The sequence below is a fragment of the Psychrobacter proteolyticus genome (assembly GCF_003350005.1).
Taxonomy (GTDB): domain Bacteria; phylum Pseudomonadota; class Gammaproteobacteria; order Pseudomonadales; family Moraxellaceae; genus Psychrobacter; species Psychrobacter proteolyticus.
Map to the genome: position 1 here is coordinate 119625 of NZ_QLKS01000006.1, position 6909 is coordinate 126533.

At 45.3% G+C, this 6909-nt stretch carries 5 protein-coding genes and 1 tRNA gene; 3 read left to right on the top strand and 3 right to left on the bottom strand.

Annotated elements, in window-relative coordinates; all coding sequences use genetic code 11:
- Nucleotides 1-56 precede the first annotated feature (56 nt).
- The 3 genes from DXK30_RS11645 to rsmH all read right to left on the bottom strand — a co-directional run bounded on the left by DXK30_RS11645 (nucleotide 57) and on the right by rsmH (nucleotide 4094).
- Nucleotides 57-2147: a peptidoglycan D,D-transpeptidase FtsI family protein gene (locus tag DXK30_RS11645; protein WP_114701814.1), complete on the bottom strand. Its 2091-nt coding sequence runs from the start codon at nucleotides 2145-2147 to the stop codon at nucleotides 57-59.
- On the bottom strand, nucleotides 2144-2626 hold the full coding sequence (gene ftsL / locus DXK30_RS11650) for a cell division protein FtsL (RefSeq protein ID WP_114701815.1): 483 nt from the start codon (nucleotides 2624-2626) through the stop codon (nucleotides 2144-2146). The genes DXK30_RS11645 and ftsL overlap by 4 nt, the downstream gene beginning before the upstream one ends.
- A 433-nt stretch (nucleotides 2627-3059) precedes the next feature.
- On the bottom strand, nucleotides 3060-4094 hold the full coding sequence (gene rsmH / locus DXK30_RS11655; protein WP_390178043.1) for a 16S rRNA (cytosine(1402)-N(4))-methyltransferase RsmH: 1035 nt from the start codon (nucleotides 4092-4094) through the stop codon (nucleotides 3060-3062).
- A gap of 367 nt (nucleotides 4095-4461) precedes the next feature.
- Here rsmH and gltX point away from each other — a divergent pair, with 367 nt between their 5' ends.
- From gltX to DXK30_RS11670, 3 genes are all read left to right on the top strand, one after another.
- Nucleotides 4462-5985 (top strand): glutamate--tRNA ligase, encoded by a 1524-nt coding sequence (gene gltX / locus DXK30_RS11660; RefSeq protein ID WP_114701816.1) that lies wholly within the window; start codon nucleotides 4462-4464, stop codon nucleotides 5983-5985.
- A 157-nt stretch (nucleotides 5986-6142) separates the two neighbouring features.
- A complete protein-coding gene (locus DXK30_RS11665; protein ID WP_114701817.1) occupies nucleotides 6143-6508 on the top strand; it encodes a hypothetical protein in 366 nt (121 codons plus the stop codon).
- 122 nt (nucleotides 6509-6630) lie between these two features.
- Nucleotides 6631-6706: transfer RNA gene (locus DXK30_RS11670), tRNA-Ala, on the top strand.
- Nucleotides 6707-6909 lie beyond the last annotated feature (203 nt).

Below are 6909 nucleotides of genomic sequence, written 5' to 3' on the forward strand. Positions count from 1 at the left end.
TAAACAGTTAAAACGTGTCAGCTCAGTAGAACTGGACATTTAAAATAATTGAACGCTTACTGCGCTTCCGTTTTTAGTGGCTTATCCAAAGGCACATTATACAATCGTAATGCTTCTTTCATTACATTATGGAAGACAGGGGCGACCGTTAGACCAGCATAAATCTGACCACGTGGGTCTTCAATAAGCATCACGCCCACCAGCTTTGGATTGGATGCAGGTGCCATACCAGCAAAGACGTTACGATACTGATCAGTATAGTAACCACCGTCTGGATTGATACGGCGTGACGTACCTGTCTTACCTGCCACGCGATATCCATCAATGGCGGCGTCTTTAGCCGTACCACCAGGCTCAGTCACGCTCTCAAGCATCTGTACGATAGACATTGCCTGCTCATGAGCCATAATGCGTTTGCTTGGCTGTGACTTGTCATCTTTAATTAAAGTTAATGGATGCATGACACCACCTGCTGCTAGGGCTGAATACGCCTGTGCGACCTGTGCCAATGTCACTTGTAAACCATAACCATAACTGACCGTCGCACGGCGAGAGGTTTCTTTCTCTTTTGGCGTGACGATTAAACCACTGCCCTCACCTGGGAACTGCAAAGGTGTTTTTGAGCCGAAGCCAAACTGTCGTTGCATATTACTAATAGCATCGGCTGGCAGTGATAGCGCAATCTTGGTGGAGGCCACGTTACTGGATTTCTGTAATAGCGTGGCCATGTTAATCATGCCCAAGTTATTATGATCTCGAATGGTATAGCCACGTACACGAATCGAACCAGGATTGGTATCAATCAAAGTCGTTGGCGTATATTTGCCCGAGTTTAGTGCTGCTGCAACAGTAAACGGTTTCATCACCGAACCTGGCTCAAACACATCTAACAGCGCGCGGTTACGCTGGTTTTCACCTGTCATCTCGTTAAGGTTGTTCGAGTTAAATGACGGCCATGTCGATAGTGCCAACACTTCACCAGTTTGCACGTCAACGATCATACCTGTTGACCAGCGTGCTTTTTGCAAGCGTCCAGCCTTTTCTAGCTCTTTATACAGCAAATACTGTAAGCGCGAATCGATAGTCAACGCCACATCTTTACCGGGTACTTCTGGCTCGATTTGCTTAATTTCTTTTAGGCTGTTTTGTTTGGCGTCTTTTAGAACCAGAACTTTTCCGTCATCACCTGCCAGATCTTTTTCGTACTGACGCTCAATACCAGCACGGCCTTCGTAACCGCCTTCAGGATCTTTGGCGTTTTGACCCATAAAGCCCAGTAGCTGTGCGTTAGACTGTGGCTGCGGGTAATAACGCTGAAAGAAATTCTTTTCGTAGACACCAGGGAAATCAAGCGAGCTGACGCTTTGGGCAATCTCAGGTGTGACCTTATTAAGCAATGGCAAATAGTGTGAGCCTGCACCAGATGGCAAAGCTGCTTTTACGGCTTTCTCATTGGTCACATCGATACTGTCATCAATAGCCGTGACTTTTTTCAACTCATCAACTGAGATATTGGCAGCAGCGGCTAGCTTTGTCAGGTCCATATTATCCAGACGCTTTTGCATACGCGCCTGTAATTGTGGACTGCTAGGGTTGGTAATGATAATGCGCTTTAGCTCGTAATATTCACGTGAATAATCATGCGGACTAAACGAAACCGTCGCGAGCGGCGCGCTGACCGCAAGCGGTAGATTATTTCGATCGGTAATCATACCGCGATAAGACTTTTGGGTGCGCTCACTGGTAATGAGCTCATTACCTTTGTCTTGATAAAACTGTGCGTTGGCCACCTGAATATAATAGGCGCGGCTGATCAATAGCGCTAATATGACTAGCGCTAGACCCCAAACCATACGGAAACGGTTTTTGTCTTGTTCGAAACCACCGAGAGCAGAAGCACCTGACGCTTTGCTCGAAAAAACCATTTTGCTTTTGCGATTTTTTACACTGGTATAAGCGCCTTGGTTGTCGCTTTTTTTGATGCGACCAAACAGCTTGGCCTTACGATTACTTGCAGCTTTATCAGGCTTGCTACTCGTCTGACCAGACTTAGCCGCACTGGCTCGGCGGAGAGGTTTGGTTACCTTGCCGCTGGCTGGTTTCTTGCTGGTGTTTTTTGCGGTGGATTTAGGCTTTTTCTCACTCATTGTCCTGCCTCCGTCGCTGGTTCTTCAGGGGATATATCAGTGGAGGCACGTGGCCCAATCACGTCAGACATATCTTCATCTGAGTCTTCCGTAACCACTGGCACCAATGCCGTTGCGACACCAGGCTGGATAATCAGCTTATCCTCTAATGTTGGCGAATACATACCCAATTCAGCAACCGCTCGACTGGCAATCTGCGGTGTGGCGCTAAAGGTTTGTTGCTCAATCAATAGACGCTGATGCTCCACTTGTAGCTTACGTTCTTGTTTTTTCATGTCTTGCAAGGTTTTGTAGTCCTGATGATATTGCTGAACTTCTTCGGCAGTTTTGATACCACTCCATACAATCGTGGCTGCCAATAGCAGTAGCACGACCACATAAATGCTCACCACATTAAACCGGCGCACGAACAGCTCGCCGACATCGGTATTGTAAGGTGTAGCAGTGCGGCGTTTCGCAGGTTTGTCAGATATTGCCATGACGATCTCAAAAAGGTGAACGTAAACGGTAGAGTAGATAACGGATTGCGAAAGATGAACGTGTCGTTATTCGGTCATACCATCGATAAATATAAAACCAAAGACACTTATAAATGTACAAACTAAACTTAAAAAAACGAATGTAAAAAACATATCCAATAGCTAATATATTTAGGAGCCATAAGTCATCACAACTCATGGCTATCAATATGCCATACCACAACCAAACACATTGTATGGCTGTACTACATATAAATCCATTCAACTATCATGCAGATAAAAAACCAACTGCTGAGCCTAACAGACAATATTTACAGATTTTTAACAGTGGCGTAGCCATTAGGACATTTGCGCATCATTTAGACAAACATTAGCAATCTTAGACAACTCAATAATTATATTCAGATATAAATTATGCCATCATGATGTTCTTCTATAGCCGTGTTGTCTGCTCATAAGCTGTGTCAGTACGCGTTGCCATACGCAGCCATGCACTACGCGCGCGCGGATTCTGACTCGTCTCAGCTTTGCTTGGGCCGACACGTTTTGGTTTGCTAAAATAGCGCGGACGATTCGGCGGCATTGGCAGGTTTTCGTCTTCTGGATACTGTCCTTTGCTATGGCGCTGCAAAAACTGCTTGATACGGCGATCTTCTAATGAGTGAAAGCTAATGACCGCTAGCTGCCCACCTGACTTTAAAATAGGAATACTTTGCGCTAAAAAGTCATCAACATCGCCCAGCTCATTATTAATAAAAATACGCATGGCCTGAAAGCTTTGCGTCGCTGGATGTTTACCGCGTTGCCAGTTGGGATGAGCTACCTTGATGACTTCTGCCAATTCAAGCGTAGACTCGTAGCTCTCCATCTGTTTGATAGCACGAGCAATACGGCGACTGTGACGCTCTTCGCCAAACTCATAAAGCACATTGGCCAACGTTTCATCATCGACTTTCTCGAGCCATTCGGCAACTGACTGGCCGCGACTGGTATCCATACGCATGTCAACCGCACCATCACGCATAAAGCTAAAGCCGCGACTACCATCATCAATCTGCGGTGATGAAATGCCCAAATCTGCCATCAAGCCATCAACTTCAGTGATGCCCATGGCAGCCAGACTGTCGGTCAACGTTGCAAAACTATCGTGAACCACACGCACACGGCTGTCTTTGCTTGCCAGCTCTTGCGCCACGCTGATGGCTGTCGGATCTTTGTCGAAGACAATCAGTGTGGCGTCATCTGCAAGTTGACTTAATAGCAGTCGGCTATGACCACCACGACCAAAGGTCGCATCAACATAGATACCACTTATATTTAAGCTATGTTGGTCGCCTTCTTTTTGCTTGGGCAGGGATTTTACACCCAGTACTGCTGCGACAGTCTCTTGCAGTAACACCGCATCATGGACAAAACTTAATTCATCAGACGTGATATCGCCCTCATGACGGGCGTGAGTAACATCCAGATCGACATCTTGCGTAGACGCATCCTTTACAGCAGAAGGATTAGACGCTGACTCAGAGAGATCAGCAGCGGCAGAAGGACTGGCTTTCGATTTTGGCTTAGACTTTGATAGGGACACAAACAACTCAATAGATGACGACCATACTGGCCAGTAATTAGATGAAAATAAACAAGTTATGACTTGCTTAGCATTATTATCGCAAGGATACACCTGTAGTCAAGCACTAGAAGGGCTTTTCATTAAAAATATCACATGTCTCTGTTATACTAGCGCTATATTTTACGCTATTTCTTAACATCGACTTCATATCTTTCATCGCTATTTATACTAATAGCTTATATCGATAGCAAACTTTGAGACTTTTACCATGCAAACCTCTACTGACAGCACTCGCCCTGTGCGCACGCGTATCGCCCCATCACCAACTGGCTTTCCTCACGTAGGTACTGCCTATATTGCCCTGTTTAACTTGGCTTTTGCCAAAGCGCATGGCGGCGAATTCATCTTACGTATCGAAGACACTGATCAGACTCGCTCGACTGAGCAATCAGAACAAATGATTTTGGATGCCCTACGTTGGGTTGGTCTGGATTGGAGCGAGGGCCCAGATATTGGCGGCCCACACGCCCCTTATCGTCAGAGCGAGCGTAGCGATATCTACAAAAAACACGCCGAGATACTCATAGAAAAAGACCATGCGTTCCGCTGTTTTTGTACCAGTGAAGAGTTAGATGCTATGCGCGCTGAACAAATGGCCAATGGCGAGACCCCTCGTTATGATGGTCGCTGTGCCCATCTTGCACCAGAAAAAACCGAGCAATTGGTAAGCGAGGGCAAACCGCACGTGATTCGTATGCGTGTACCGACCGAAGGCACTTGTCAGGTACAAGACATGCTGCGCGGTACGGTTGAGTTCCCTTGGACCCAAGTCGATATGCAAGTACTGCTAAAAACAGACGGTATGCCAACGTATCATTTAGCCAACGTCGTTGATGACCATTTGATGGAAATCACTCATGTGATGCGCGGTGAAGAGTGGCTGAACTCTGCGCCTAAGCATCAACTGCTATATGATTATTTTGGTTGGGAAATGCCGACCCTTTGCCATATGCCACTACTGCGTAACCCTGATAAGTCAAAGCTGTCTAAACGCAAAAACCCAACCTCTATCACCTACTATCGTGATGCAGGCGTGCTGCCTGAAGCGCTGTTAAACTATCTTGGTCGTATGGGCTACTCAATGCCTAATGATGCTGAGCAGTTCACACTAGAAGAAATGATTGCCAGCTTTGATATTCAGCGTGTGTCGCTTGGCGGCCCTATCTTCGATATCGAAAAATTAAACTGGCTCAATGCAGAATGGCTACGTGCGCTTAGCCCTGAAGAATTAAAGAATAAAATCCTTGAGTGGGCCAGTAACAGTGACAAACTAACCGCTATCGCAGCCGCGATTCAGCCACGTATCGAGCTATTGTCTGATGCGGTTAATTGGGGTGGTTTCTACTTCCAAAACCTACCTGATATTAATGCTGAGAGCTTCACTCATCAATCACTCACGCCTGAGCAAATTATCGAGATGCTACAATTAGCACTTTGGCAGTTAGAAGTCTTGCCAACATGGTCAGAAGAAAACATCTATGCCACGCTAAAAGGCCTTGCTGCTCACCTTGATATCAAGATGCGTGATTTTATGGCGCCGTTCTTTATCGCTATCGCTGGTAGCACTTCATCGACGCCAGTCATGAACTCTATGGCGATTATCGGTGCTGATATGACTCTGACTCGCTTGCGTCATGCAGTTGATGTATTAGGCGGCCTCGGTAAAAAGAAACTGAAAAAACTTGAGAAACAAGCGGCAGAATTGCCAGATTTCTTAGCTGCTGCTGAGTAGTTTAGAAGCTGAATAACTTATCTACTAAACAGTTAACTAGCTAGACTTGTCGAATGTAAAAGGGTCAGGCCATCTCTGGCCCTTTTTTCGTTAAGCGCAGTTACTACTATCTCAAATAATTAGACATCTTTTTTTAAATATTTTAATTGGAAAAAATATGGCCACCAAAACCGTCACGATAGAAAGCAAAGATTATGTCTTTAACACCCTAAAAGAAGCACAGAAATACTATGATGCCATCGTAAAGGAGCTTTTTGATGCAACTCTGACCCTGACCAAGGGCCAAGACTTCGAAGATTTAAAATGGATATACAGCACTTACTGTGGTTACACCAAGCATAATCTAGATAAATTGGGCGAATATGACATCATTGGCGTCAAAGGTATCAGAACGATCCGAGAAAAAGGCGGTCAATATATGCCAACTGAATGCTGTGCGATTATTTTTTCTGATGGTAGTGAAGAAGAGTTTTATACCGATAAAGCCATCAAAGAGATCGCGCTTAAGCAAAATCCACGCTAATTTGGGCTTGTTGAGCCTTTAAAATAGGCTAAATCACTTTTTTTTGCATATTTATGAATTATTTTTAAAATAGTTGTTGACAAGACTGCCGCTCTTACATAAAATACGCACACTCTTAGCGAGGGGCTATAGCTCAGTTGGTAGAGCACTTGCATGGCATGCAAGGGGTCAACGGTTCGACTCCGTTTAGCTCCACCATACTTATTTATAGCAACGCTCAGTATTACTGAAACGTAATAATAAATACTCGCTAGTAGGACGATATCAGCACCTAGGCAATGCTTATTTACTAAGCTATCTGATATTGTGAAGTACCGTTGTAACCACTGGTTATAACACTCTATGCGTCCCCATCGTCTAGAGGCCTAGGACACCGCCCTTTCACGGCGGTAACGGGGGTT